Below are 24,091 nucleotides of genomic sequence, written 5' to 3' on the forward strand. Positions count from 1 at the left end.
ATCCGCACGAAGAGCGGTTGACCGCAATCCCATGAATGAGGCAAAAAAGGGGTAGTTGTTCTTGCGCCGGCTCTCTTGCGGGCGGCAAGTCCAGCGCTTCCTCTTCTTCGGCGTCTTCTTGAAATCTGGTGCGGGGTCCGCGATGACGGCTGCGGTCGGCAGTGTCATGGCGCGTGCGTTGGCGCGCGTCTCCACCCTTCTTGCGTTCGGCCTGCTGGCGGGCTGTGCGGGCGACGCGGCGACCGGGTCGGGACCGGGCGGCGGCCTCACCGCAGCGTCCTGGCGGCCGGGCATGGAGAAGGTCTCCGCGGATTTCCGCGGCCTGCCGGGCTGGATCGACGACGACCACGCGCAGGCCCTGCCCGCCCTTCATCGCACCTGCCGTTGGGTGGCATCGCAGCCGGCCGGCAAGCCGCTCGGCCCCAACCCCGCCGCTGGCACCACGTCGGACTGGCGCCCGATCTGCGAGGCGTTGCGCGGCCTGCCCGACGCCCAGCCCGAAACGGCCCGCCGCTTCTTCGAGGATCACTTCACTCCCGTCGCCCTGTCCGAGGGGCAGGAGGGCCTGTTCACCGGCTACTACGAGGTCGAACTGCGCGGCAGCTGGACCCGGACCGAGCGCTACAACGTCCCCCTCTACAAGGCGCCCAAGCGGACCAAACGCGGCCTGCCCAGCCGCGCCCGCATCACCGACGGCGCGCTGAAGGGCAAGGGGCTGGAGATCCTGTGGGTGGACGACCCCATCGACGCCTTCTTCCTGGAAATCCAGGGGTCGGGCCGCGTGCGGATGACGGACGGGTCGGTGGTGGCTCTGGGCTATGGCGGGCAAAACGGACACCGCTACGTCCCCATCGGGCGGCACCTGATCTACATCGGCTACGCCACGCCGGAGCAGGTGACCATGCCGCTGATCCGCCGCTGGCTGACCGAGCATCCCGGCGAGGCCAAGCGGGTGATGAACCTGAACCCGTCCTACGTCTTCTTCCAGCTCCGCCCCGACGTCGGCGCGCGCGGGGCGCGCAACATGGAACTGACGGCGGGCCGCAGCCTCGCCGTGGATCCGGGCTACGTCCCGCTCGGCGTGCCGCTGTGGCTGGACGTGCGCGAGGCGCCGGTGCCGCAGGGCGAGATCAAGCGTCTCGTCGTCGCCCAGGACACCGGCGGCGCCATCAAGGGGGCGGTGCGCGGCGATCTGTTCTGGGGCCACGGGGCGGAGGCCGCGGAGGGCGCCGGCGTGATGAAGGCCAAGGGCCGCTACACAATGCTGGCGCCGCGCACCACCTCCTTCACGCTGGCGCAACGCCGCTGAGGTCTGGTCGCCGATGCTGGTACGATTGCCGGAGTTGCCCGACCGGGAGGCCGCCCTCGCCGCGCTGGAGGACATCTTCTTCCTGTCCACGCTGCGCAAGGACTTCGCCTCGGCGGCGGAGCGCGACGCCTTCTTCCGGACCTGGACCGGCTGGTATGTGGAGCGGGCGCCGGACGACGTGTGGTTCGCCTTGGCCGGGGATGGCGTCATCATCGGCTATCTGACCGGCTGCAAGGACAGCGCGGGGGCGCTGGACCTCGCCCGCATCATCCCGAAATACCAAGTCTTCGCCGACCGCTTCGCCGCCTTTCCCGCCCATCTCCACGTCAACGTCCGGCCCGGCTTCCGCGATCACGGGGTCGGGCGGGCGCTGGTGGACCGCTTCGCGGAGGACTGCCGCGCCGATGGCCTGCCCGGCCTGCATCTGGTGACCGGGGTGTTCGCGCGGAACGTCAGCTTCTACCAGCGCGCCGGCTTCACCACGGCGACCCAGCGGGGAGCGCTGCTGTTCCTCGGCCGACGCCTGGATTGAGCACCGTTTAGAAAGCGGGCGGACAACCGTCGGCCTTGAGCACCCGTTGCGTGGACGCCGGGTTGTTGGCCAGCTTCGCCGCCGGACGGACGGGCCGCCGCACCAGCTCGCCGCCGCAGTTCGGACAATGCCCCTTGAGCAACCCATCCCGGCAGTCACCGCAGAAGGTGCATTCGAAGGAGCAGATGTAGGCATCGCGGGAGTCCGGGGGCAAATCCCGGTCGCAGCATTCGCAGTTGGGCCGCAGCGCAAGCATGATGGGGATCGCCTTTCCGTGGTTCCGCGATGATAGCAGCGGGAAGGCGGTGGGAGAACAGGCGGTGGCGCAGCCCCCGCCTCCGAAGCTCCCTCTCCCCTCTGGGGAGAGGGTTTGGGGTGAGGGGGGTGCACTTTTGCCGGACGTTCCGCTATGCGGAACCCCCTCACCGGCCCTCCGGGCCACCCTCTCCCCAGAGGGGAGAGGGCTATCAAGGCCAACCCAGGCAAAGGCCTTTGATGCCCCTTCCCAACGCGGCGCCCCGCGCCTTAAGGTCCGCAGCAACGTTGACGACCGCCCGCCCTGGAAAGCCCGTCCCGCATGATCCGCCCGCCGCGCCTGATCGAAAGCCCGCAGAATCCGCAGTTCAAGCTGTGGGAGTCGCTGCTGGAGAGCCGCGGCCTGAAGAAACAGGGCAGGTTCCTGCTCGCGGGGCTGAAGACGGTGCCGGAAGCGCTGGCCCGCTGGCCGGAGCGCTTCTCCACCCTGCTCGTCACCGACCCGGCGCAGGCCGAGGGCTGGCGCCTGCCCGCGGGGCTGGAGATCGTTCAACTCGCTCCCGCCCTGTTCCGCACGCTGGACGCTCCTGGCACCGGCTTTCCCCTGCTCGTCGGCACGGTGCCGGACACGCCGTTGATCGACCTGTCGCAACCGCCGCAGGGGCTGGAGTTGATCTGCGCGCTCGGCGATCCCAACAACCTCGGCGCCCTGCTGCGCAGCGCCGCCGCTTTCGGCGCGCGGCGGGTGATCCTGCTCGACGGGGCGGCGCACCCCTACCACCCCAAATGCCTGCGCGCCGCGTCGAACGCCCAGTTCGAGCTGACCCTGCTGCGCGGCGGCCGGTGGGAGGATGTGAACCGGGCCGCCGGGCCGCTGGTCGCCCTGGATGCCGGTGGCGCCGACATGGCGGCCTACCGCTGGCCGCGCGACGTTCGTCTGGTGCTGGGCGAGGAGGGCCAGGGCATTCCCGCCGCCCTGCCCGTCCAGCGCCTGTCCATCCCGACCACGGGCGCCGTGGAATCCCTCAACGCCACCGTTGCGGCCAGCGTGGCGCTGTTCAGCCACTTCGCCGCCAACCGCTGACAGAGAAACGCTGAAACCCGGACATGAAAAAGGCGAGGGGAACGCCCCTCGCCTTCTCGACCTTCACCCCAAAGGAGCGTCCGATCAGCCCTGACGGTAGTTCGGCGACTCGTTGGTGATGGTGATGTCGTGGACGTGGCTCTCGCGCAGGCCGGCGTTGGTGATGCGGACGAACTCGCACTTCGTCTGCATCTCGGCGATGGACTGGCTGCCGGTGTAGCCCATGGCCGCGCGCAGGCCGCCGACGAGCTGGTGGATCACCGCCGACACCGGCCCCTTGTAGGGCACGCGGCCTTCGACGCCTTCCGGCACCAGCTTCATGGTCGAGACTTCCTGCTGGAAGTAGCGGTCGGCCGAGCCGCGGGCCATGGCGCCCACCGAGCCCATGCCGCGGTAGCTCTTGTAGGAGCGGCCCTGGTAGAGGATGACCTCGCCGGGGCTCTCGTCGGTGCCGGCGAACAGGCTGCCGAGCATCGCCACGCTGGCGCCCGCCGCGATGGCCTTGGCGAGGTCGCCCGAGAACTTGATGCCGCCGTCGGCGATCACCGGGATGCCCATCTTTTCGCAGGCCTCGACCACGTCCATGATGGCGGTGAGCTGCGGCACGCCGACGCCCGCCACGATGCGGGTGGTGCAGATGGAGCCGGGGCCGATGCCGACCTTCACGGCGTCCGCGCCGGCATCGACCAGCGCCTTCGCCGCCTCGGCGGTCGCCACGTTGCCGGCGATCACCTGGGTGTAGTTGGACATGTTGCGCGCGGCGCGTACTTGGTCCAGCACCTTCAGCGAATGGCCGTGGGCGGTGTCGACCACAAGAACGTCGACGCCGGCGTCGAACAGCGCCTCGGCACGGCGCAGCCCGTCCGAGCCGGTGCCGGTGGCGGCGGCGACGCGCAAACGGCCCTGGGCGTCCTTGCAGGCGTTGGGGTAGGCCTGGGCCTTCTCCATGTCCTTGACCGTGATGAGGCCGATGCAGCGGTGAGCCTCGTCCACCACCAGCAGCTTCTCGATGCGGTGCTGATGGATCAGGCGTTTGGCCTCGTCCTGGCTGACGCCCTCGCGCACCGACACCACGTCCTTGGTCATCAACTCGCTGACCGGCTGGTTCGGGTTGGTGGCGAAGCGGACGTCGCGGTTGGTCAGGATGCCGACCAGCTTGCCGCTGCCGCGGGAATCGCGGCTCTCCACCACCGGGATGCCGGAGATGCGGTAGTCGGCCATGAGTTGGAGCGCGTCGGCCAGCGTCTGGCCCGGCGTGATGGTGATCGGGTTGACCACCATGCCGGACTCGTACCGCTTGACCTTGCGGACCTCCTCGGCCTGCTGCTCGATGGTCAGGTTGCGGTGGACCACGCCGATGCCGCCGGCCTGGGCCATGGCGATGGCGAGGCTGCTTTCGGTCACGGTGTCCATCGCGGAGGACATCAGCGGGATGCCCAATTCGATGGTCTTGGTCAGGCGCGTCCGGGTGTCCACCTCGTTCGGCAGGACCGAACTTTCGGCCGGAACCAAGAGGACGTCGTCGAAGGTCAGAGCTTCGCGGATCGTGGACGAGCGGGCCATCGGCGGTCTCCCGGGAGATAAAAAGGGGCCGGAAAAAAATTTGGCGCACTATACACAAGACCGTGGGCTTGTGAAGGCGCCTGAACCACAAACTGTCGTGTGCCGGGCCTCATCCGCGCAAGCCAGCCATGACCTGCGCGAACGGACCGCAGCCGGAGGTGGACCTAGTCGTTCATGTTGGCCCCACGGAAACCGGTGGCGACCACATAGGTTTCGGAGGATTCGGCACGGCTGGCCGGCGGCTTGGCGTGGCGCACCGTGGTGAAATCACGCTTCAGCCGCTCCAGCAGGGACTTCTCCGCCCCGCCCTGGAACAGCTTGGCGACGAACGCCCCGCCGGGGGCCAGAACCTCCTCCGCGAAGTCGTAGGCGGCCTCGGCCAGCGCCATGATGCGCAGATGGTCGGTGGACTGGTGCCCGATGGTCGGGGCGGCCATGTCGCTCAGCACCACGTCGGCGGGGCCGCCCAGCGCCTCCTTCAGACGCTCGGCGGCGCCTTCCTCCAAGAAGTCGGCCTGCATGGTGGTGGCGCCGGGCACCGGGTCCATGGGCAGGATGTCCAGCCCGACGACCTTCCAGCCTTCGCGCCCGGTCTGCACCTTGTCCACCGCCACCTGGGTCCAGCCGCCGGGGGCGGCGCCGAGGTCGACCACGCGCTTGCCCGGCCCCAGGAGATGGAACTTCTCGTCCAGCTGAAGCAGCTTGAAGGCGGCGCGGGAGCGGAAGCCGCGCTTCGTCGCCTCGTGCACGTAGGGGTCGTTCAGATGCCGCTCCAGCCAGCGGGCCGAGGAGGTGGTGCGCTTGGCCGCAGACTTCACGCGGACGGTGGCACGGCGCCCACCCGGCGTCGAGGAGGACGGAGGCTTTCCAACCATGGTCTCACATTTCCTTAATAGATTTGCCGCGTCGACCCGATCAGCTCCACGAGGATGCCCTCGCGCAAGCCGCGGTCGGCGATGCGCAGGCGCTCCACCGGCCAACAGTCGCACAGCGCGTCCAGCACCGCGCATCCGGCGATCACCAGATCCGCGCGGTCCTGTCCGATGCAGGGATGCCGCGCCCGCCCGTCGAAGTCCAGCGCCACGAGACGTTCGATGACCGCGCGGGCGTGGTCGATGCGCAGAAAGCTGCCGTCCACCGCCCGCCGGTCGTAGCGGCAGAGGCCGAGATGCACCCCGGCCAGCGTCGTCACCGTGCCGGAGGTGCCGAGCATCTGCACCTGCCCGGCCAGGACCCGCTCGCGGATGCCGTTGCGCTCCTCGAAGGAGGCGATGGCCGACGCCACCTCCTCCACCATGCGCCGATACATGCCGCGGTCGGCGTCCGCACCGCCGAACTGCTCGGTCAGCCCGATCACGCCGCACTGGATGGAGGTCTGGTCGAGGATGCGCGGGGGCCGTCCGCGCTCCACCGCCAGCCACATCAGCTCGGTCGAACCCCCACCGATGTCGAACACCACCGCATAGGGCACGTTCGGGTCGAGCAGGGACGCGCAACCGGCGAGCGCAAGGCGCCCTTCCTCCTGGCTGGAGATGATCTCGATGGCGATGCCGGTTTCCCGCTCCACCGCGTCGATGAACTCGCTGCAGTTCCGGGCACGGCGGCAGGCCTCGGTCGCCACGGCGCGCGCTGCGGTGACTCCGCGCCGCTCGATCTTGGACCCGCAGATCTTCAGGGCCGTGAGGGTGCGTTCCATCGCCGAGTCGGACAGCCGGTCGTTCCGCGTCAGCCCTTCGCCCAGCCGGACGATCCGCGAGAAGGCGTCGATGACACGGAAACCACCGGGAATTGGCCGGGCGATCAGGAGTCGGCAATTGTTGGTGCCGAGGTCGAGGGCCGCAAAGACCGGGCGCGCAGGCGCCGACGAACGCAACCGTCCGGTGTCGTTCTGCCGCTCGCTGTGCACCTGAAGGTCCACGTCTCCTCCCCGCCATGCTTAAGGGAGTCATCTTAACCCGGTTTCACGTCCCAGTGAAAGCCCACGATTGGTCTTGAATTGTGTCCACAGGCCCACACCCCGGCACCGGAGCCGAAAAAAGGGCTATACAAGCCCTGTCCGCTTTGCTAAAAGGGCGGCCCACGACGGGGCGTGCCGCAGCGCCGCCCCGGCGACGGTCTGGGGGATCGTCTAGCGGTAGGACAGCGGACTCTGACTCCGCCAGCCTAGGTTCGAATCCTAGTCCCCCAACCAACTCCAAAGCCTTGAAAATCAATCACATGAGCCCGCCGTTCCGGTGGGCTTTTCTGTTTCTGCGTGTTGCAACACGCTTCCGGCTCAAACCAAGGAAAATCAACGCTTTACAGGTGTTGCCAAAAATTCCGTGCGACACGCGTGCAACACGGCGCCAGGGTTTTGTTCGCTTGCTGTTCTCGCGCTGGCGCGACGCCATGCGGAGCGCACAAGCGGCTGATCCGACGTTGGCCACGGTCACGCTGTGGTGGCTCACTGCGTTTGTCCGTTCACCACGGAGCAGAGCCTCAAGCCTGGGACGATGATCAGCGCCGACTAACCCGATCTTATCGGGTTGCTCGGGGCGCTGGCCGCAACGAAGGTGCGGAGCACTGTGCCGCCCCTATCAGCCGCCCGCCCCTTCCTGGAGGTGCGGATCCCGAACACCCCTAGGCGCCGTCTGCATCATTGGCGCGGATGCTGTGAAAGGGGCCCGGCGCTGCCGGACCCCTTCAGCGTGACAGGCCCGGTCAGGCGCCCAGGCGTTCAATCAGCAGCGCCAGCGTGCCCGGCGGTTCGGTCGCGTGCCCATAGGCGATTGTCGCTGCGAGTTCGATTGCTTCGGCGTCGCCGCTGACCGCGGCGGCGCGCAGCAGCTTGACCATCACGGCCAGCTCGCCAACCACCTTCTCCAGCCCCTCGGCGTAGCCGATGATTTCGGTGCGGTTCCCGTCGATTCTCATGCGGCGGCCCTCCCCTCGTCAGCGGCCGGGCCGGCGTCGCCGTGCACCAGCCGGCGGAGGTCGGACAGAGCGGATTGCACGAACCGCTCATCACCCCCCGTCCCGTAGTGCTCCTCCTCCATCCGCCAAGCGCTCAGCTTCGCAATGACGCCATGGAGGGTCGTGGCAGGAGTCGTAGGGACTTCGTTGCGCAGATCGTCCTCTTCCCGCTCCAGGCGGCTGAAGGAGGCATCCAAGACCCTGTATTCGGGGTCCTCGCTTATCGCCTCATCGGTGAAGCCCGCGGCACGGAGCTGCCCCATCCGGTCCCCTGACCGGTCGGCGGCCTCCGACACATCCCGCCACGCCTTCACCCACCGCGCGCAGACCGCAATGGCGGGATCAGGCCCGGCGGCCGGCGCACGCCCTTCGAGCGAGGCGATAGCGGCGCCAAAAGGGTCCGCGGCATCCGCTGGCCCGGGAGCGGCCAGGGCCACCGCCGACGCGCCGGCCAGGATGGAGCGGCGGGATAAATTCATGCTCGTCATGGTCCATCCCTCCCTCAGTGCGTGGCGCTGGCCGGGCGGGCGCGCAGCGGCGCCGCACCGGGGTTGATGATCAGTACCGCGGCCCAGAGCTGGCGGACGGCGGCAAGCTCCAGATCGGTCGGCAGCCGGTTCCCCTTCGCGCCATTGCAGGCCGCGCAGCTCAGCACCTTGTTCCCGAAGAACCGGGCACCGCCGAAGGTCTGCGGGATGACGTGATCGATGGTCCAGCCGTCGGGCCGTTTGGGCGCGTGGCTGGCGGTGCCGATGGGCTTGTCGCAGTAGAAGCACCGGCCCGCCTGGAGCTGGTGCAGCAGGACCGGTTGGGACACGCCTTCCATCGCGCGGCGCAGCGCCTTCACGCGGTCAAGGTGCTTGGGGATGGGCATGAAAGGCCGGCCGGCGCCGGGCAAGGGTGTGGTATTCTCGGAATCAGCCATGATCCGTAGCTCCATACAGCTCGATTGTGGTTAGGCCGGGCGGGGTGTTCCCAGCACCCCGTTCGGCCACAACAGCGGTTGCGCCGTGCCTACAGTCTGCCTACACTCCGCCTACACGTCAATTCAGATTGTAGGCACGGTGATAACATGGCGCGCACAAACCCGCTTGGCGTCCGAGTGGAACCCGAGATCAAAGAAGCCTTGGAGCGCGCCGCGAAGGACGATGACCGGTCGGTGTCGTCGCTGGTCGAGCGGGTGTTGAAGGCTTGGTTGGTCGAAAAGGGATATCTGCCGAAGGCTGAATGAGCCAATTTGCGAACAGCTCACATAGATATTGTATTCGCACAATTCTCCCGCAATTGTCGAATGCAACAAAGCTCTATTCGCAATACCCAAACATACGAGGAAAATAATAATGAGAGAGTTTTCCTTTGCACTTCTATACGGCGGCCTTCTTGGAGGTTTAGTGGGGATAACTTGGGGAGGACTTTTAGTAACAAAATTTGAGGATGCCGGCGCAAAGGCTGACACAATTGCATCCGGTATAGGCGGCATGTTTGGCGCCGCGATTACAATTGGAGGGGTGCTAGTTGTTGAAGAGTACCGGAGGCGCCGAGCAGCGACTCCTTATTCGCATGTGTTGATTGAATTCATTAACGAAGCATATGATGAAATAAAATATGCCGACGCCGTAATAGATTTTGGAGGAGACGAGGGCATTAATCTCGGAGACTCAACACCAGAAGAACACAACAGACAAGTATGGAGTTCTGTATCGAATAAAATGGACAAAATTCAATCCGACCTTGATGAGCACTTGAAAACTACCTGCATACTTATTCGCGAATCCATGATTCATGCAATCGAGCTAAGGCGCTATGTAAAAAAACTGAACGCCGCAGCGAGCTGTATGGCAGAAAGCGAAACCCCACTTATTTTTCCAAGCCCCGAAGCTGCGCGCATGCATTATCTGAGTTCAGCACGGAAAGCAATAAATTCAGCCCTTGATGAAATCGAGTGCATCGCATCGGCTTGCCGCAAATACTCTTAATTTATTTGAGCGCTTGGTATCAAGTCGTGGAGTAATCTACAGATATTTCTGAACTCACCCCATTGCGAACATCCTCCCGGCCCATCCACGCGCACCAAGAGGCCATGAAGAAGCCCGCCGCGGGAGACCCGGCGGGCTTCTTCATGTCGGGCACCAGTTCCCCGGCCAGGGTTGCCCTGCCCAGCCCGCCCAGCGCGCCAAGGCAGAGGGGCTTCCAGGCAGCCCCTTCCCCGCAGACCGCACCCACAGCCCACCGGAGCGGGATCTATCGGGCAGCCACCGGCCGGCCGCCGGTCGAGACGCCCCCAGCACCAGAGGGGCGGAGCACCGCCCCCTCCCCGCCCGGCTGGTGAGCTGCGTGGCGATCAGCACCATGCAGGGGCAGCAGCTTCAGGCCGGCCGGTGAGTGCCCCGATGGGATCGGGGTGCTGCCCCCCTGCCCTACAGGCTGGCAGGCGAAGTGACGGTGGAGCTGGGTGGGCATCGGACCGGATATGAAGAATGCCCCAGAGTGACGGGTGGATCGGGCGGGGGCGCAGTTGTAGGCGCCAGCCCCTTCTTTCTTGGACAGCGAAGCGTAATCGCTCGACACATTATGAAATAATAAATCATCAGTCCATAAAATCCTCATGATCGCTATCATCGCCATCATCACCAGTTTCTTGCAAGTTTATCTTCTTTCTCAGCTCTTCTATTTTAGAAGTAATTCTGTCAACGCGCATCATTGCTTCGTATCTTTCCAATGAAGCTTCGCTTATGGAATTCTTGTCTCCCGACACAACACTCAATCTGTGATAATCATTCGCACGATGATATCTTCTTAATAGAATGTCCTTTTCTTCCTCAAGCCTCTCCAACATTGCCCTATCTCTAGCAGAATAATTAGTAAAATGAGCAAAATCCTTAGTGCTTGACTTAATTGAATTACCCACCTCACTTATAATTTTCATCTTTTCAAGTAACGAAAGACTTTTGTCGTATAAAGGTCTATGAGATTTATTATTATCGACATCAGTGCTCACGGTCGTCTTTTTAACATCTATTATTGTCTCGTTTTTCACCGAAACATTTAGATGCTCACTTGCCATTTCAAGAAATCTGTATCTTGTATAAGCATGAAATCTCTGATTTGTCTTGCTCATAAACTCCCGAACAAGCTCAATTCTCGGACCAATCTTTTCTCCCTTAACCTCTCTCCACCAATCCTCCTTTACATCATCCGTAATAAATATTATTGGCTTACGTTCGGCGACAGCATAATCAACCATTTGTCTCCACAGTATGTAATCACCAAGCCTTTCCTCGACTGGCCTATCTTGCTTTTTCTGGTAGTCAATGTAGCCAGGTGGAATTAGCTTTTCGCAATTACACTTTCCGTCTTCATAAATCCCCTCTAGGTCTTTATCAGAGTATTTCTGGCCGGTAGATTTCTCAAGTGCATCGACCAACACCTTGAACACGCTTCGATAATGATCGTCGCGCGGGCTAGCTTCCTCTTTAAGCCCGATATCACTGATAATTCGGTCGAATTTTTCATTTATGAATGTGATAGCGTCAGTCACACTCATAACAGGGTGATGTTTGTATCCATCCATGTTTTTTCGAACAGTATCTTCGGCAACCTTTCTTGCGGCATCAATCGCGTTGCGAAGAGGCTGATAAACCTTTTTATTTCCAATGACAACGCCAGATCTGTTTTTATGAAATTCCCATGCAACTTGATGCGGCACCCATACCCTGTTTTTTAGCTTCTTAATAATATTCATTAGATCATCTGACGTACTTTTTTTATCTCTAAATAATGAGAGGAGAGCATTTGTATCAAAAACGAATACGGCGCTACCCCACAAATCCTTAATATCTTCTTCCGAAAGGTCAAAATACTCCTCAAACCCGTCCCGCATCTCAATCTCCGTCCACGATAAACACACTGCCTCAACGCCACGGGAATGTACCCGCAGGTCATAGACACCCTCGACGCTATCCTTGGCAGCTTTGTAGCTCGCGGAAGCGGCGATATTTCTCACCGAGATACAATGCACAGGAAATGTTCTTGCCTCAAGCACCGGCTGTTCAGATCACCAAGAACTCCTCCTGCCTCCCATCGGTGCTGTAAGGCTCGGGCCGGCCTCGCCGGCCAGGACCCGCCCCTACCCCTTCACCCTCTCCGCCAGAAGCCGGGACTCGTTCGCCTTCCGCCAGCTCTCCACCGCCTCGACGTCGAGCAGCCCATCGTCCCGCACCGGCATTCCCCGCTTCACCCAGCGCGTGAGCGTCGGATTGGACACGCCGATATGCGCGGCGTACTGCAGGCGGGTCATGACGCCTTCCAGGCCCGCGGCGGCGATCAGCCGTTGCTGTTGGCTGGCCACCTTGGCTTGCCGGCCAGCCTTGCCCCGGAGGTCGGCGACATGCGCCTCCAGCACCTCCACCCGACGCAGGACATCGGCCAGGGCGCCGGCCGCGGGATCGGGCTGGCCTTTGGGCATGGGATCGGGCTGGAGCTGGTGAGCGGGCTGACCGTCCACCTGTGTTGCGGCCTGTGTCACACCCCGTGATCCGAGCCGTAACACAGGCTGTGTCACAGGCTGTGCTACACCCTCCCCCAGCGCGGCGCGCAGCACGTCAGCAAAGCCAGGATCGGCCTTCAGCCGGGCCGCCACGTCTCGGACAAGCCTTTGGTGTTCGTGGATATGCGCAGCGACATTGGAGGTGTCGGCATTTAGAGCGCGGCTCAAAACCGCTTCAGGGCGAGGCAGATCAACAGGTTGAGATCCCCCGGGCAGGGTTTTGATAAGAGCTCATAGCGTTCCCTGTATGACAGCCTGCATGACAGGCCACCGTCGGCTGAGCACGGTGAAATCTCGAACGAACAGCAGATTTCGGTTGCAAGCCTATCGTCCAATCATTCATTCGAGATTACCCTTTGGGGGCTAAACTCTCTCAGGCGTGTGGCGGCCCATCACATATCGCAATCGGAATAGGTAGATCATGAACGATGCCCCAATAGAGATCGGGTTAAATTTAAATATTACCAACGACGAAATTGGATTCGCTCGCTCTTTTTCAAACCGAGACGATCTCAATCAATGGCTCAAACATGAAATTGACTTGATATCATCCATAACGGCGGGAAACCGAGATCAAACAAATGAGGCATTCTCCGAAGTACTTAGAACACTTAGAAAAATCAACACTGATGAAGACGAAGAATTAGTCATTTCTACGAAAATCAATAATGCATTTTCGTTTGGATTCAGGCCGTCTGAAACCGAAGAGGGGCGTTTTGTCCACCGCATAGCAAAAAAAATTAGCCCGACAGCTGCGTCAATTGCTGCACAAATTTTAACAGGAAAAGCAAACACTTCTGGATTCAACTTAAACAACCGCGATGCTAATTCAGGTATAGCTGCAGCAATATCCTTTCTGAGCATTGGAGATCCTTTAGGAAATAGTGATGCTATTCGCCAAGCTGTAACCGAAGCCATGTCTGCGCGAAAGCAAGCACAAAAATTGGAAAGGCATGTTAAAAAATTCGTTTCCGGCATTGAGGGTGAATGGAAGGAAAAAATAGAAGCTTACGAGACTAAGGCGGCGCTAAAAGCACCAACTTCATATTGGGAAAAGAGGAAAGAGCATCACGAGAAACAAGCTACAATAGCTAGGCGCGACTGGAGCAGGTCAGTTTCTGTGTTCGCGTTTTCTTTTATCATCCTGTCAATTTTTGTCTTCTCCGGCGCATTGGAGAAGGGGCCGATAGCTGACGCAATAATGGCGCCCTTTACAAAGCCAATACAAGTAGCATCGGCGGAAAAATCAACGATCGGGAAGCCAGCGAACGAACAGGCTACAACGGCCTCAACGCTTTCAGCCATAACAGCTCCGACACAGCCCACACCAGATGCACTGCCGATGCTGGCGAAGCTCCTTCAACACGGAATCCTCCTCGGCACCCTACTTGGATTGGGCATATGGGTCTTGCGGCAGAAGCTTCGGAAAATGCTGTCCCATGAGCACTTGGCCGAAGATGCAGCTGAGCGAGTGACGATGGTTGAAACCTTCGCTGCTCTCAAGAATGCCGGATTGGCGGGGGGCGAATTCGGCCCCATCCTGAACGCCCTCTATCGCCCAGCTTCAACAGGACTGGTCTCTGACGACGGACCGGTGACGCCCTTGGAAATCGTCGTCAAAGAGGCCGTTAAAAAGGCTTCCGGAGGGAAGGACTAATCTGGCGGTTTCAACAAATGGATGAAAGGGCGGAACCGCAGACCCGCCCCTACCCTTCGGCCAGCTCCTGCCGATCCCTACGCAGCCTCGGTGCTGGTGCCGTTGCCGGTGGCCCTTTCCCCCTTGGCCGCGTCGAGGATCGCCACCTGCTCCCGCACATGCCGCAGCATGGCCGCGACGGGCTCCCCGGAGTTCACCGCCCGCTCCAGCGAGGGCAGCATGCGGCGGAGGTACGCGGCCTCCCCGGGCGTCGCGTCAGCGGCGATGATCTGGGCCAGCGGGCGGAGATAGAGCGGGGTGCGGTTCAGGTGCATTGCGGTCTCCGCAGGTCGGTGGATGTGCGTTGCCCGGCGGCCAGCATCGTGCCGATCATGCTGGTGCGCCCGGATCGGACGGTCATGGCGTTGCCCAGCTCTGCATGGAGTATTCGACCCGCGGCGCCGGGCCGTTGGAGCCGGGCGCGTTCTCCGCCGTCACCTTCATGCCCGGCGGCGGGTCCCCGGACATCTCGATCGTGACCTTGACGGCCTGCTCGACCTGCTGCGGCGTGTAGGGCTGGACGCCGTTCTCCTGCCGGATGATGGCGCTCAACAGCGGGGCCAAGGTGTCCCGGTCGCGCAGGTCGAGCGGCTGGTTCGGCAGTATGCCGGTCTGCTCGGACAGGCTCCGGGCATACGCCGCCGGATCGTTGCCGTCTCCGGCCGGCGCCCACCTGTTGGCGATCCCGCCCAGAGTGTTGATGCCGTGCTTGTCCTGGTAGGTGAGCAGGTTCCGCGCCGCCGCAGCCAGCCCTTCCTCCGGGGTGTTGAAGCGCGCGAACCCGCCGACGATCGGGGCGTCGCCCCAGCGGCGCAGGTTGCCGGGGTTGTTCTGACGGATGCCGAGCGGGACACGCGTGCTACCGGAGACGATGGGAGCCGGAACGGCGTCAACGATTGGCTTTGCCGGTGAGATTGCCCGGGGCGGGGCCTTGGACGCGACCGACGAATTGAAGGTGATGCTGGGCAACCAGCTCGGCCACCACGAGCTCTCTCGGACCTTCTTCTCGTCCTCGGTTTCGCGCCGGACGGTGACCTTGCGATTTTCCTCCGGCGTCAGTTCGTAGGCCAGCGTTCCGGCAACAATCGCGCCACCGATCGGCCCCGTCAGAGCTGTGCCGGCGCGGGCGGCCAGTGCTGACCGACCAGCGAGCTTCGCCGCAATGGACGTCGCCTTACTGGCAATGCCGATGCCAGCGGTCAGTGTCGCCCATGTCGCGATGGCATCGCGGTTCGCCGCGGTGAAGCTGGTGACCTCGTCGATGATCGGGGTCAGCCTCCCGGCCAGCCGACCTTCGATCGTCACGCCGACGCCGCTCACCGCCGCCCGCAGGCGCCCGAGGCTATCTCCGAGATTCTCGGATTCCTTCTGGGTCTTCTCGCTGACCTCGGCCAGCCGCTCGATGTCCTTGATGTAGGCGTTCCACCCGGCGCGCCCCCTCCGCAGCATTGGAAGCAGCACCTCCACCCCGAAGATCTGCGCGATCTTCGCCTGGGTCTGCGGCGCGGTCTGGCGTGCGATGGCCTCGGCGAGGTCGCCCATGGCCGCCTCGGCGTCAACCGCGCCGTCCTTGGTGCGCCGCGTCACGATACCCAGCGTGTTGAGCATGGCGGCGGCTTCGTTGTTTCGGCCGAACGCCGCGTCCTGCAGCGTGGTGGCCAGCCCGCGCATGCTGCCGGTCATGTCTTCGGCGGAGAGGCCCGCCAGCGTCGCCGCGCCCTGAAGCGTCCGCAGCCGGCCCGGCAGGACGCCGATGGCCGCAGCGCTGTTCGCCGTGGCAACGCCCGCTCGTCCCCAGCGTTCAACCAACAGGGCAACGGCGCTGACAGAACCAGCACCGGCCGCGATCCCCATGGCGCCGTCGAGCACGCCCAGCGCGCCGGCGGTTTCCACGATGCCGCGGCGCGCGCTGGACAGGCCATGCCCGAGCGTTGACAGAGCCGATGCGGTCCGACCGACGGCGCTTTCCGTCCGGCCGCTGCCGATAACGCTCCTGTCGATCTTTCCGAATATCGAATCGGTCTTCGATGCGATGCTGTTCAGGCCGGTGATCTTCTTGCCGAGGCCATCAATGGCGCCGCCGGCCTTGTCCGACGCCGTGACTTCGATCTTCAATTTGTTCGTCATGGTTGCTTCCCCCTCCGCGGCGCCTACTTCAGGCGGGCGGTGCGCAGCGCTTCGTTGAAGGCTTTCTCGAACTCCGGCCCGGTGCTCCGCTGCACCACTGCCGCCGCCCTCTTGCGCCACTCCATGCGGGGCTGGACGGGCAGCGCGTCGCCGAAGCGGATCAGCAGCTTGAGGCCCGTCTTGACGCCATCAACCGACCCGATCCGCCCCATCGTCCCGTAGGTCCGGCCGTAGTTGTAGCCGTAGCGGGTTTTGCGATTCTGCTTCCAGTTGATCCGGCGCCAACCGGCTTGCGGGCGCTTCCACACCCCCGACACCGTCTGGCCGGAGCGCTTGAAGGTGACCGACCCGACGAAGACGTCCTTCCGGCCGCTGAGGCGCTTCAGGGTGTTCTTCGGCAGGTTGCCGTACTGGTTCAGCGGCACGGCCTTAGGGTTGAACAGCGTGCCGCCGCGCTTGCTGGCGGGCAGGTGATGCTGGCCACCGAACTCGAAGGGCTCCAGGTACTGGGCGGCGATGTCCTTCACGAACACCGTGGCGGTCAGGTCGGCCTTGCGGGCGGCCTTGACGCCGATCGAGCGCTGGGTGAACAGGCTCGGCCGGTCGAAGACGCTCGGTAGGGCCTTGGCCTGTTCCGCCTGGATGTTCCGTGCAACCGCGGTCGCCGTTTTCGCCAGGGCAAAGGGGAGCTGCTTCTTCTGCAGCTCAGACAGAGAGGCGAGGAGCGGCTTGGCGTCGATGCGGATTTTGATCATGCGGCCCTCGGAGAGAAGGAGCCCGCCGACGATGCCGGCGGGCTGGCGGCCGGTCAGTAGCGCGGACCGGGGCTGAGATGCGACAGCGCCGGATTGGAGACCGGCCCCACGGTGCCGTTGTTGGCGACGATTACCAGCTTGTTGGGATCGACCAGGAACCCCGTGTGTCGAAGCCGCTCGATCTCAGCCATGGGCAGCTCGATTTCTTCGCCGGGGAGATAGGTCCGGGCACCGCTGACGACGGATCGGCCGCGGGCGACGATGGCTTTCCCGGTGAGGGTTTCCGGATTGTGCGCAATCATGCTCTGGTCCTCTTCGTGGTTTGGATTGTCGATCAGGAGGGGTCATCCGCCGAGACGGAGGACTTGAGGAAAATTTCCCGGAGGCGCAGAGCCTCCTTGGTGCTGGACACGGAATGGCCGGCGCCGAAGGTCACGGCCCGCTGGTTGAACTCGCCTGTCAGGTAGACCCCGGCCAGCGTGTCGCCGTTGGTGGCGTTCACGCCGTCCACCAGGATCGCGGTGGGCGTCTGGCTGCCGTCGGTCGAGGCGGCGGCGCTCAGCTTGAACTTGCCCGTCGCGGTGATCACGCCCAGGACGGCGCCGCGGGGCAGGTTCTGGCCGGCGGCGAGCGTCACGGTGTCGGTGACCAGCGGGAAGCGGCCGGCGATCAGCTGATCCGGCACGTAGGTTTCGGCGCGGACGCCCGGGGTGGAGGCGTTGTCGCCGATGGTGGAGATGGAGAGGCTCATCGTGCGTGCTCCTTACTTCTCGCCGCGACGCTTCTTGTCGGCCGCGATGATCGCGGCGGCGACGGCGGTGGGGGTGCCCGGCTTCGGATCGGCCGGAGTGGGCGTCTCCACCTCGCCACGCGCCTTCCGCCCGGCCGCGATGATCGCGGCGGCGACGGCGGCGGGGGTGCCCGGCTTCGGATCGGCCGGAGTGGGCGTCTCCACCTCGCCACGCGCCTTCCGCCCGGCCGCGATGATCGCGGCGGCCTTCTCCTCCGCCGGGGATCGGGTCGGGGGGGATTCCGGAACGTCGGGCGACCTTCCGGCCGCGGGCTTCAGGTGCTTGAAGGCGTCGGCCTTGACGGGTGCGGCGGCCTTTTTCGGCGCCGGGGAGGCATTGGCCTTCGCCCCAGACTTCGCCACCTTCCCGGACTTGGCCGGCGGCTTCGCCTGCTTCTTCGGATGTGGGGAAACCACAGACGGCCAGTTTTGAACCGTCAGCGCCATCTTCGCGAACATGCCCATGATCAGCTCCCCCGCTTCGCCTGCCGGATGGCTGGCTCAAACAGCCGCGGTGACGGAAGGTGGACGGCGTCGAAGCCATACACCGGCCGATACTTCTGGCCGTTCTCCATGTGCGCCGGAATCTTGCGCTCGGTGACGCGACGCACCGCGGTCGGGTCCTGCGGTACCTGCTCGCCGTTCACGATGGTGTAGAGGGTCGGCGCTCGGAACGTGCCGTCACCCATATCCACAGCCCAAGCCCAGCTGCGCTCGACGGTGACCGGAACCCACCGGTCGAGGTCGGCGCCACCGAAGGCTAGCTGGGATTCCGAAATGGCGGCCAGTCCACCGGAGAGAAGCACCGGCTCCAGCGCCAGGGCCTCGGACTTCAGCGCATTCCACCGGTCGATGAAGTCCACGATGGTGAGGGCGGCCGCGCGATAGGTCGTGTCGACCTCGCCCAGCATCGCCCGAACCCGCTCCGCCATTGCGTCGCGGCGGCGGGTCAGGGCCTCGATGCGGGCGGCCTCGGCGGCCTCACGCTCCCGCTGCTCGGCTTCGCGAACCTCTTGCTGGAGCATTTCGATTTGGACGGTTTTGCGGGTGACCTGCCGGCGCGCGACGGTCAACTCCTCCTCCAGCCCGGCGGCTTCGGAATCGGCCGCGTCGCCTTTCAGTAGCGCGGCGCGGTAACGCTGCTCCAGCTCGGCGACGTGCTGTTCGGCGTCCTGCGCTTGCCGCGCGACTGCAGCGAGGTCGTTCGCCAGCTCGGCGGAGGCCTTCGGCGTCTGGGGTGTCGGATCGTGGGTGGCGAGTTGCCGGCGGGTCATGGACTGGTCTCCGCGATTGGGGGGCACGCAGACCGTCTCACCCCAATCAGGAAATCACCTCGGCGATTTCATGTCCGCCGGACAGGATGGTCCGAAGCCGCTTCACGCTGGCCGGAAACCGGCCTTCGCTGGCCCGGAACGCGCGGTAGAGGATTCCGCGCTCGCCTTCGGGGTCATAGACCGCAGGCAACCCGTAGTGCTGGTCGCGCGGCCAGCTTGTCGAGGAGTAGCGCGCGGCGGCGGCGGCGATGCGGGCGGCCTGCTGCTCGACCGACAGGCCCGCGAAGCAACGGGCGGCCAGATAGCGGATCAGCTCGTCACGGATGGCGCGACGCTCCGCCTTCCACGCGGGCGACTGTCCGGCGGTCCCGACGAGTCCAAGCTCCCGGTCGAGCGTGGTTCGCTCGGGCCGGTCGAGATAGGAGGCGAGCCGCCCCCCAAGCCAACCCGCGTCCGCCGGGTCGAGGGTGGCGCCCCCCACAAGCGCGGCGGTGATCCTGCGGAGACGGATGATGCTGGCGGGCGATGTCATCGGCTCCCCCCAGGATCAGGGGCGGGGACACGGGCGCGGCGGCCAGCCTGGAGCGCGGCGCCCAGGAGGCTTTCCGGGTCCTGCTCGGCGGCGTAGAGGCTGGCGTTGGCCTCCTCGATCTCAGCATCCACCGCGGCGGCCACGCCCGGATCGTCAGGGCCGGACGGCCAGGCGGTGTTGAACGCGTCCCACGGGTCACCGTCACCCTGGTGCAGACCGGCGGCGACGTAGCCCACCAGCAGCATCAACGCCTCGACGGCCTTCCGCCGGTCGGCGGGCGACACGCCATAGGCCAGCAGCACCCCGTCGAGAAGCGTGGGGCCGTCGAGGTTCAGGACGTCGAGCAGTGCGTGGGCCTCGGGCGTGAAGCCGTCCACGTCGGGCGCGACGGCGCGCACGGCTGGCGCTGGCGCTGGCGGTTGCGGCGGCCGGGCCGGGCGACGGCGCGTCAGCACCTCCGCTACGAAGTCGGCGCCCTTCCCCTCGTGATGTCCGCTCTTAACTCGGCTCCGTATCCAGTTAAGGACGTCATCGCGGTTAAGTTTTCCATCGGCAAGAACTGGCATGCCGTCCCGGCAATACTGGGAAACCCGCGCCTTCGAAATTCCGAGTTCGGCGGCAAGAGCTGATTTGGAAATCGTCGGCATGACGCTTCACCCGCGCTTAACGGTTAAGTGAAATTTTTTGCTCGAAGAGGCAGAGAGCCCGCGGTGCGCAATGCCCGCGTCTACCGCAACCCCCAGGAAGGACCCAAGGTCAGGGGTGCCCCCTCCACCCTTGCCGCTCCGTCGCCGACGCCACGACACCCACCGCAATTCGCCGTGCGCCCGACGCTCAGCAGCGCACAGCCGGGCCAGAGACAGCCGCACACCCAGGCCCTGCGCCTCCACCCGTTCCAGCGCCATCACGGCGCGGCGCAGCGCGTCCAACTCACAGAAGGTCGAGGAAGAGGCGGATGTGGCGGTGAAGCTGTTGGTCTTCGCGACCTTCATGGCTTCACCCTCACACCACAGGCAGCCGGCCGGCCCATGGGGCGGCGGCCTGTATGTATGTAATACATAGGGACACACTTCCCGCGCACCGCCCGCAGCAAAATCAATGACTTACAGACCACTTCCCGCACTTCCCGCGCACCACCCGCCGCAAGGAAAGTCAATGGGTTAGCGAGGCACTTCCCGCACCTCCCGCACTTCAGCGAGCTTCCCGCGCGTTGCCCGCAGACATCCCGCGCTGTCATTGTTCAACCTCCACCAGCGCCACCATTGGGTGACGATCGGGGCCGGGGACGGTTGCCTTCTTGATCCGGCCGGCGCTGAACAGGGCCGCCATCGCTCGCTCAAACTCCTTGCGGCGGTAGCCTTGCCCCTCTGGCATGCTGGCGAACAGCTTGGGAGCGTAGCGCGGCGAGTTGTAGGCGTCGGTGGCTGGGCGACCTTGTGTCGCCACTGCGGCCATGCATTCGAGGAACACCGCCTCGACGGCGCGTTTCTCGATCCTCTCCACCGTGCCGCCCTTTGGTCGGTCTGTGCGGAGGAACACACCGTCTTCCCAACGCAAGGCGATCTCATCACCGACCTTGCCGTAGTTGTTTTTCATGCCCCGCAACACCCGTGCGTCGGGGTCAGCATCCTCATCAGTCGGCGGGCGGGTGAGGTAAAGGCGAGATCGGACGGCAGCATTCCAAGCCGTGCTCCCGCTCGTCCCCGTGCCACTGGACAGGCCAGAGGCGGACGGGTGCGACAGCAGCACCACGGCACCGTCAGTTTCCAGAGCAACCCGACGGAGTTGCCCAACGAAGTGACGGGCCTCGCTTCTGATGTTCTCGTTTCCGCCAAACAGGTCATGCAGCGAATCGAGGATCACCAGTTGCGCACCAAAGTCCTTCGCGCAAGTCAATATCTGGTCATAGAATGCAGTCGTTCGACCGGTGGATTTGCCGAATTTGTCGGTTTCCAGAAGGACATTATCCTCACCGACGCGCGAGATTAGGCGCAGATGCTCTAGGTCTCCGAACTCAACGCCATAGTGCTGGTTGATGTAATGCTGCCGGATATGCAGCTCTTCATTCGTGTCCTCGCAGTGCACGCCCAACACCCGGCAAGCCGCTGTCGGGAGCCCGAGCCATTCCTTACCGGTCGCGCACGCCGTGGACAGCTGCATGGCGAGGAGGGACTTGCCCAAGCCGCCGTCGCCGCTGACCATCGTCACAGCTTGGGCAGGTACTACGCCTTCCACGATCCAGCGCCGTTCCGGCAGTTCTTGGCCCTGCCAACGGATCGGGTCGATCACCTTTAACGGCGGGGTGCCCCGCGGCCCGCTAGGGCCGCCTTGGCGCATACGGCGGGCGTCGTTGATGTCGAGGGTGCTGGTCATTCGGCAGCCTCCAGCACCGACACAGGGACCCTGATAGGCGGAGGGGCCGGGCGCTGGAGCTTCAGGATCTCCTCCAGCATGGTCCCATGTTCGATGTCGTCGGCAATGACCGCCGGCAGGTCGGCGAGGTGGAGCCACGCCATGTTGAAGTTCAGCAGCACCGCAGCCGGGAACTCTCCCTGACTTTCACCGCCGTAGCGGATGAAAGCCTCGACCGTCCGAAAGAGGCGCAGCGGCGAAGCGGTGGCGAGCGATAGCCGCAAGCCCTCCCGCCCCATCACCGAGGCGAGCCCGAGACGTTGATACAGCGTCGCTGGATCGTTGGGCCGCCAGCCCACTAGGTCCACCAGCTCGCTCAGGTGCAGGGCTGGGCATTCGGGTTCAACTGCGCGGCCGCCCCAGACAGGGGCGACCAATACCCGCTCGCCGTCGTCGTTCGGCTCGAAGGTCATGGTGGAACGGCTGAGGATGGCCTTCAGGATGCCAAGCTCGCCGACGGCATGGCGCCGTTCCGCCGTCAATCCACGACGAGCGAGCCATTCGCCCACAGGGCCATCGTCATCAAGCGGGACGATCCGGATCGCCCGGCCGAACTCGTGCACGAGGTCAACCGGCATGGCCATCCCCTTCACCGAGGAGCCTGGCTTCACAAATCGCACGCTCAACGATCGCGTCCAGCCGCGCTGCAATGGACAGCAGCCCATTCCGGTCCAGTTCCTGCTCTCCGGCCATCTCGCGCAGTTCGGCGACGATGCCGCGCACGCGCTCGATGTCGTCTGGACGGCGGAGCGCTCGCCCGCGGAACGGGACCGGGAGACGGCGGACCTCGGCCATGTCAGGCCCGCACTTCCCTGCCGGTCGTCATCTTGGAGTTGATGTGCTCGCGCAACTTCGAACGAAGGCAGCACAGCTTTGCACCAAGCCTGAAGGTCGGCAACTCGCCGAGAGAATCCAGGTGATAGACCTTGCGGCGGTGCTTGGCGTCTCCGAACAACTCGACTGCGATCGCGTCCGCACCTTCCAACAGGTCATCGCTCAGGCGCGTTGGCAAAAAGTTCGTCGTTTGCTGGTTCATATTTTCCTCACACTAGATACGCATTACGTGTTTATGAGCGCGCAGTAAGAGAAGAACCAATCACCGTCCTTAGAACAATGAGCGGATGGGTTCGAGAGCCTTCTCAAGATCAATCATGATGCAGCTCTTTGCCCTTCCGTCCTGATGGCTCGGAATGCTCGTATAGTTCATGATCTCATCAAAAGACGGCCACTCGTACTTTTCTCCGATCATTTCTTCAACACCTTTCCTTACCTCATTATCAAAGGCGCAAAAATTTAAGTAAAACCTTCGCTCGCTCTCAGAAAGGCTCAGAAACATATAAGAACGCCAACCTTCAACAATGGCTTGTCGCACTAGCAAAGAAAAAACAATGCAGTCGTCAGGTCGACGATCATCCTTGTACCACTTCACGGCACCATCGGCGTCAGAATTAAAAACAATATAGTCTTCCAAATTTATTCTAATAGAGTTTGATGCCGCCAATAGTGCGCCCACAGGAATATCGTATCTCGCCACCTCCCCGATAAGGACAGCAATAATTGCTTCGATTTCCTTATATCTTCTATGAACGCCACGCCCCTGCCGATCTGTGCTGGCCTCTGCCCACAACACTGCCGCATCCGTCCATACCTGGAGCGTTCTGGGCTTAAGTCCAGAAATCTCCTTAAGTTCGGAAAGCGTCAGCATCGTCTACCGGTGTCAAGCTGTGGAAAAATTTTGCACAAGATACGCTTCATGTGTATGGTTGGCAATGGAAAAGGGAGCCATCGCCTCCAATGGGGTTATCGGATGTCGTCCGTTCGCAAACGCACTCTCCCCAGCGGCAAGGTCGTTTGGCAGTGCGACTACAAGGATCAGCATGGCAAGCGCCGGTCGCGCCAGTTTCCGACGAAACGCGAGGCGACCGACTTCGAGACGAAGGCCCGTGCCGAAGTTGCCCAGGGCGTGCATGTAGCCGATTCCATCGCGGAGACGGTGGAGCGCGCCGCCGCATTATGGATTGAGGCCGGGGAGGTGGATGAGCTTGAAGCAAGCACGCTAAAACAGCGGCGGGAGCATGTGCGGCTGCACATCGTTCCGTTGATCGGTTACGTGAAGCTCTCCCAACTCAACACCCCGCGCATCGAGGCGTTCAAGGACGAGCTGCTTAGCAGGCCGCTGAAAAAGGCTATGCCCGGCTTGGCGGTCGTGCTTCTCTCCGGTCGAAGAGAAAGCGGCTGGCGAGGGGACGATGCGGGGATCGGAC

30 protein-coding genes, 1 tRNA gene and 1 pseudogene are annotated in these 24,091 nt (G+C 63.5%); 8 read left to right on the forward strand and 24 right to left on the reverse strand.

Going from position 1 to position 24,091, the window contains the following annotated elements; all coding sequences use genetic code 11:
- Window positions 1-166: 166 nt before the first annotated feature.
- Window positions 167-1,309 (forward strand): murein transglycosylase A, encoded by a 1,143-nt coding sequence (gene mltA / locus FBZ83_RS29590; protein WP_247888536.1) that lies wholly within the window; start codon window positions 167-169, stop codon window positions 1,307-1,309.
- Between the two features lie 13 nt (window positions 1,310-1,322).
- Window positions 1,323-1,841: a GNAT family N-acetyltransferase gene (locus tag FBZ83_RS29595; RefSeq protein WP_145690381.1), complete on the forward strand. Its 519-nt coding sequence runs from the start codon at window positions 1,323-1,325 to the stop codon at window positions 1,839-1,841.
- A 7-nt stretch (window positions 1,842-1,848) separates the two neighbouring features.
- Here the strand turns inward: FBZ83_RS29595 and FBZ83_RS29600 are convergent, their stop codons facing one another.
- A complete protein-coding gene (locus tag FBZ83_RS29600) occupies window positions 1,849-2,097 on the reverse strand; it encodes a DUF1272 domain-containing protein (RefSeq protein WP_186466228.1) in 249 nt (82 codons plus the stop codon).
- Window positions 2,098-2,418: 321 nt separating this feature from the next.
- Between FBZ83_RS29600 and FBZ83_RS29610 the strand changes: the two genes are divergently transcribed.
- Window positions 2,419-3,180 (forward strand): TrmH family RNA methyltransferase, encoded by a 762-nt coding sequence (locus FBZ83_RS29610; RefSeq protein ID WP_145690383.1) that lies wholly within the window; start codon window positions 2,419-2,421, stop codon window positions 3,178-3,180.
- An 84-nt stretch (window positions 3,181-3,264) separates the two neighbouring features.
- Here the strand turns inward: FBZ83_RS29610 and guaB are convergent, their stop codons facing one another.
- From guaB to FBZ83_RS29625, 3 genes are all read right to left on the reverse strand, one after another.
- The gene (gene guaB, locus FBZ83_RS29615) at window positions 3,265-4,743 is read right to left on the reverse strand and encodes an IMP dehydrogenase (protein WP_114857453.1); all 1,479 of its coding nucleotides are present in this window, start codon (window positions 4,741-4,743) and stop codon (window positions 3,265-3,267) included.
- A gap of 164 nt (window positions 4,744-4,907) precedes the next feature.
- Entirely contained in the window at window positions 4,908-5,618 is a 711-nt protein-coding gene (locus tag FBZ83_RS29620; RefSeq protein WP_035676587.1) for an RlmE family RNA methyltransferase, read from the reverse strand.
- Window positions 5,619-5,632: 14 nt separating this feature from the next.
- Window positions 5,633-6,661 carry a Ppx/GppA phosphatase family protein gene (locus tag FBZ83_RS29625; RefSeq protein WP_145690385.1) on the reverse strand — a complete coding sequence of 343 codons (1,029 nt, stop codon included), beginning with the start codon at window positions 6,659-6,661 and terminating at the stop codon, window positions 5,633-5,635.
- A 199-nt stretch (window positions 6,662-6,860) separates the two neighbouring features.
- On the opposite strand from FBZ83_RS29625, the gene FBZ83_RS29630 reads away from it, so the two are divergent.
- Window positions 6,861-6,934: transfer RNA gene (locus FBZ83_RS29630), tRNA-Gln, on the forward strand.
- A gap of 509 nt (window positions 6,935-7,443) precedes the next feature.
- Here the strand turns inward: FBZ83_RS29630 and FBZ83_RS29635 are convergent.
- Genes FBZ83_RS29635 through FBZ83_RS29645 form a run of 3 tightly spaced genes read right to left on the reverse strand, consistent with a single transcriptional unit; the run spans window position 7,444 to window position 8,569 of the window.
- On the reverse strand, window positions 7,444-7,656 hold the full coding sequence (locus FBZ83_RS29635; protein WP_145690387.1) for a hypothetical protein: 213 nt from the start codon (window positions 7,654-7,656) through the stop codon (window positions 7,444-7,446).
- On the reverse strand, window positions 7,653-8,183 hold the full coding sequence (locus tag FBZ83_RS29640; RefSeq protein WP_145690389.1) for a hypothetical protein: 531 nt from the start codon (window positions 8,181-8,183) through the stop codon (window positions 7,653-7,655). The genes FBZ83_RS29635 and FBZ83_RS29640 overlap by 4 nt, the downstream gene beginning before the upstream one ends.
- Before the next feature lie 14 nt (window positions 8,184-8,197).
- Window positions 8,198-8,569 (reverse strand): HNH endonuclease, encoded by a 372-nt coding sequence (locus FBZ83_RS29645; RefSeq protein WP_186466229.1) that lies wholly within the window; start codon window positions 8,567-8,569, stop codon window positions 8,198-8,200.
- Between the two features lie 198 nt (window positions 8,570-8,767).
- On the opposite strand from FBZ83_RS29645, the gene FBZ83_RS29650 reads away from it, so the two are divergent.
- Together FBZ83_RS29650 and FBZ83_RS29655 are read left to right on the forward strand one after the other, a co-directional pair.
- A complete protein-coding gene (locus FBZ83_RS29650) occupies window positions 8,768-8,926 on the forward strand; it encodes a ribbon-helix-helix protein, CopG family (RefSeq protein WP_145690393.1) in 159 nt (52 codons plus the stop codon).
- Between the two features lie 109 nt (window positions 8,927-9,035).
- A complete protein-coding gene (locus FBZ83_RS29655) occupies window positions 9,036-9,671 on the forward strand; it encodes a hypothetical protein (protein WP_145690395.1) in 636 nt (211 codons plus the stop codon).
- 611 nt (window positions 9,672-10,282) lie between these two features.
- Here the strand turns inward: FBZ83_RS29655 and FBZ83_RS29660 are convergent.
- Entirely contained in the window at window positions 10,283-11,575 is a 1,293-nt protein-coding gene (locus tag FBZ83_RS29660) for a PIN-like domain-containing protein (RefSeq protein WP_145690397.1), read from the reverse strand.
- Between the two features lie 246 nt (window positions 11,576-11,821).
- Window positions 11,822-12,220 (reverse strand): hypothetical protein, encoded by a 399-nt coding sequence (locus FBZ83_RS29665; protein WP_145690399.1) that lies wholly within the window; start codon window positions 12,218-12,220, stop codon window positions 11,822-11,824.
- Between the two features lie 442 nt (window positions 12,221-12,662).
- Here FBZ83_RS29665 and FBZ83_RS29670 point away from each other — a divergent pair, with 442 nt between their 5' ends.
- Window positions 12,663-13,898, forward strand: a complete 1,236-nt coding sequence (locus FBZ83_RS29670; RefSeq protein ID WP_145690401.1) for a hypothetical protein — start codon at window positions 12,663-12,665, stop codon at window positions 13,896-13,898.
- 77 nt (window positions 13,899-13,975) lie between these two features.
- Here the strand turns inward: FBZ83_RS29670 and FBZ83_RS29675 are convergent, their stop codons facing one another.
- The 15 genes from FBZ83_RS29675 to FBZ83_RS29745 form a co-directional block, all read right to left on the reverse strand.
- On the reverse strand, window positions 13,976-14,212 hold the full coding sequence (locus FBZ83_RS29675; RefSeq protein ID WP_145690403.1) for a hypothetical protein: 237 nt from the start codon (window positions 14,210-14,212) through the stop codon (window positions 13,976-13,978).
- Window positions 14,213-14,294: 82 nt separating this feature from the next.
- Window positions 14,295-16,064 (reverse strand): phage tail tape measure protein, encoded by a 1,770-nt coding sequence (locus FBZ83_RS29680; RefSeq protein WP_145690406.1) that lies wholly within the window; start codon window positions 16,062-16,064, stop codon window positions 14,295-14,297.
- A gap of 23 nt (window positions 16,065-16,087) precedes the next feature.
- Window positions 16,088-16,819: a hypothetical protein gene (locus tag FBZ83_RS29685; protein ID WP_145690408.1), complete on the reverse strand. Its 732-nt coding sequence runs from the start codon at window positions 16,817-16,819 to the stop codon at window positions 16,088-16,090.
- 53 nt (window positions 16,820-16,872) lie between these two features.
- Entirely contained in the window at window positions 16,873-17,121 is a 249-nt protein-coding gene (locus FBZ83_RS29690) for a hypothetical protein (RefSeq protein WP_145690410.1), read from the reverse strand.
- A gap of 32 nt (window positions 17,122-17,153) precedes the next feature.
- Window positions 17,154-17,570, reverse strand: a complete 417-nt coding sequence (locus FBZ83_RS29695; protein ID WP_145690412.1) for a head decoration protein — start codon at window positions 17,568-17,570, stop codon at window positions 17,154-17,156.
- 12 nt (window positions 17,571-17,582) lie between these two features.
- Window positions 17,583-18,074: a hypothetical protein gene (locus tag FBZ83_RS29700; protein ID WP_145690415.1), complete on the reverse strand. Its 492-nt coding sequence runs from the start codon at window positions 18,072-18,074 to the stop codon at window positions 17,583-17,585.
- A gap of 2 nt (window positions 18,075-18,076) precedes the next feature.
- Entirely contained in the window at window positions 18,077-18,883 is an 807-nt protein-coding gene (locus tag FBZ83_RS29705) for a hypothetical protein (protein WP_145690417.1), read from the reverse strand.
- 46 nt (window positions 18,884-18,929) lie between these two features.
- Window positions 18,930-19,415, reverse strand: coding sequence for a hypothetical protein (locus FBZ83_RS29710; RefSeq protein WP_145690419.1), 486 nt, complete (start codon window positions 19,413-19,415; stop codon window positions 18,930-18,932).
- Complete coding sequence (locus FBZ83_RS29715) at window positions 19,412-19,813, reverse strand: hypothetical protein (RefSeq protein ID WP_145690421.1); 402 nt, start codon at window positions 19,811-19,813, stop codon at window positions 19,412-19,414. The genes FBZ83_RS29710 and FBZ83_RS29715 overlap by 4 nt, the downstream gene beginning before the upstream one ends.
- A gap of 255 nt (window positions 19,814-20,068) precedes the next feature.
- Complete coding sequence (locus FBZ83_RS29720) at window positions 20,069-20,407, reverse strand: hypothetical protein (protein WP_145690424.1); 339 nt, start codon at window positions 20,405-20,407, stop codon at window positions 20,069-20,071.
- 241 nt (window positions 20,408-20,648) lie between these two features.
- Window positions 20,649-21,788 (reverse strand): AAA family ATPase, encoded by a 1,140-nt coding sequence (locus FBZ83_RS29725; protein ID WP_145690427.1) that lies wholly within the window; start codon window positions 21,786-21,788, stop codon window positions 20,649-20,651.
- Window positions 21,785-22,405 carry a hypothetical protein gene (locus FBZ83_RS29730; RefSeq protein ID WP_145690429.1) on the reverse strand — a complete coding sequence of 207 codons (621 nt, stop codon included), beginning with the start codon at window positions 22,403-22,405 and terminating at the stop codon, window positions 21,785-21,787. Before FBZ83_RS29730 ends, FBZ83_RS29725 begins: the two co-directional genes overlap by 4 nt.
- Window positions 22,395-22,622: a hypothetical protein gene (locus tag FBZ83_RS29735; protein WP_145690432.1), complete on the reverse strand. Its 228-nt coding sequence runs from the start codon at window positions 22,620-22,622 to the stop codon at window positions 22,395-22,397. Before FBZ83_RS29735 ends, FBZ83_RS29730 begins: the two co-directional genes overlap by 11 nt.
- Before the next feature lies 1 nt (window position 22,623).
- Window positions 22,624-22,863 (reverse strand): hypothetical protein, encoded by a 240-nt coding sequence (locus FBZ83_RS29740; protein ID WP_145690435.1) that lies wholly within the window; start codon window positions 22,861-22,863, stop codon window positions 22,624-22,626.
- A gap of 69 nt (window positions 22,864-22,932) precedes the next feature.
- A complete protein-coding gene (locus FBZ83_RS29745) occupies window positions 22,933-23,532 on the reverse strand; it encodes a hypothetical protein (protein ID WP_145690438.1) in 600 nt (199 codons plus the stop codon).
- A gap of 102 nt (window positions 23,533-23,634) precedes the next feature.
- Here FBZ83_RS29745 and FBZ83_RS29750 point away from each other — a divergent pair.
- Window positions 23,635-24,091: pseudogene (locus FBZ83_RS29750) on the forward strand (hypothetical protein); the annotation flags it as partial.

Origin of the sequence: Azospirillum brasilense, assembly GCF_007827815.1 — a bacterium.
Taxonomy (GTDB): domain Bacteria; phylum Pseudomonadota; class Alphaproteobacteria; order Azospirillales; family Azospirillaceae; genus Azospirillum; species Azospirillum brasilense_C.